General features: G+C 61.1%; 1 protein-coding gene and 1 pseudogene. Both read left to right on the top strand.

The annotated features are described in order from the left end of the window. A pseudogene (locus tag EOB59_RS34670) lies at positions 1-308 on the top strand (sulfonate ABC transporter ATP-binding protein); the annotation flags it as partial. A 50-nt stretch (positions 309-358) separates the two neighbouring features. Further along, positions 359-1747 carry an LLM class flavin-dependent oxidoreductase gene (locus EOB59_RS34665; RefSeq protein ID WP_095482957.1) on the top strand — a complete coding sequence of 463 codons (1389 nt, stop codon included), beginning with the start codon at positions 359-361 and terminating at the stop codon, positions 1745-1747. The last annotated feature ends 42 nt before the right edge of the window (positions 1748-1789 follow it).

The raw sequence follows: 1789 nt of genomic DNA, 5'->3' as shown, positions 1-1789 counted from the left end.
ATCCTGAGCTGCTGCTAGCGGACGAGCCGTTCGGCGCGCTCGACGCGCTGACCCGCCTGCGCATGCACGATCTGCTGCGCCAGCTCTGCGCCCGTCACCAGCCGGCCGTGCTGCTGGTTACCCATGATGTGGACGAAGCCGTAACGCTGGCGGACCGGGTTTTGGTGCTCGACAATGGCGGGATCGCCGCCGACATCGCGATCGATATCCCCACGCCACGCGATCACGGCGATCGCCGGTTCGGCGAGATCCGCTCCCAACTTCTGCGTCATCTCGGCGTCGAGACAAAGCCTGTGTTGCCCGTCTGAACGGCCCCCCAAGACCTGTCGCTCAGCATCACCACCCAGGAGGACGAACTATGCCCGCCGAAAAACGACAGTTGAACCTCAACCTTTTCATCTATCCTGGCGGCCATCATGAAGCCGGCTGGCGCTACAAGGATTCCGCCCCTGAGAGAGTGCTGGATATCGCCTATTATCAGGAACTGGCGAAAAAGGCCGAGGCGAGCAAATTCGACGCGCTGTTCTTTGCCGATGGGCCCGCGCTTGCCGACAACATTCGCTACGCAAGCCGCTTCAGACTGGAGCCGCTGACATGGATTTCGGCTCTCGCTGCTGTGACGGAACGCATCGGCTTCATCGCCACCGCCTCGACCACCTACAACGAACCCTACAACCTGGCCCGGCTGTTTGCTTCTGTTGATCATCTAAGCGGCGGGCGTGCCGGTTGGAATATTGTCACGACGGGCGATGCGTCCGCAGCGTTGAATTTCGGCTTTGACCGACATCCAACCCACGCCGACCGTTACGAGCGCGCAAGCGAATTTGTTGATGTGGTGACTAAGCTCTGGGACAGCTGGGAGGACGCCGCGCTAATCGCGGACCGGCAGTCCGGTATATTTGCCGACACCGACAAGATCCATCCAATCAACCACATCGGAAAATATCATCGTGTGAAGGGACCGCTCACGCTTCCGCGTTCTCCGCAGGGCCGTCCGGTCTACGTCCAGGCAGGTTCGTCGCAAGACGGACGGTCATTCGCAAGCCGCTATGCCGAGGCGATATTTACAGCACATCAGACACTCGGCAACGCGCAGGAATTTTATGCCGACATCAAAGCGCGCGTGAAGTCGGTTGGCCGCAACCCTGACCACGTCAAGGTCTTGCCCGGCATCAGCCCCTTCATCGGTTCCACCGAGGCGGAAGCCCGCGCGCTGCATGACGAGTTCAACGAGCTGACGCAGCCGGAATATTCTCTTCACCAGCTACGCCGCATCGTAGACGCCGACCTTTCCAGCTACGATCTGGACGGGCCATTTCCGCGCGAGCTTATCCGCATCGAGGGCGAGCGTGGTGCGAGCAGCCGCTTCCACGTCGTACTCGACATCATCGAGCGCGAGAATCCAACCATCCGCCAGTTGCTCCACCGCCTCGCCGGGGCGCGCGGCCATTGGGTCCAGGCCGGGACGCCCGAACAGATCACCGACAAGATCCAGGAATGGTTCGACAATGGCGCCGCGGACGGCTTCAATATCATGCCGCCGTATCTGCAGGGCGGGTTCGACATATTCGCCGAGGAAGTGGTGCCGCTCTTGCGCAAGCGCGGACTTTTCCGGCACGACTATGACGGGGCTACGCTGAGGGACCATTTCGGTTTGCCGCGCCCGGAAAATACGTTCAGCCGGCCGCACCGCCTGAGCCACCTTCGCATCGGGCATTCAACCTCAAAGCGTTACGCCAACACATAATAGTTTGTGGGGCCGCCAGGGAGACCCGCGCGATCATGACAG

The organism is Mesorhizobium sp. M7A.F.Ca.MR.176.00.0.0 (genome assembly GCF_004023165.1).
Lineage (GTDB): Bacteria > Pseudomonadota > Alphaproteobacteria > Rhizobiales > Rhizobiaceae > Mesorhizobium.
This window is presented reverse-complemented; position numbering and strand designations above follow the sequence as displayed.

What these genes read in the sequence shown, in the direction of transcription:
- EOB59_RS34665 (WP_095482957.1), top strand. Translation starts at nt 359, where the DNA reads ATGCCCGCCGAAAAACGACAGTTGAACCTCAACCTTTTCATCTATCCT.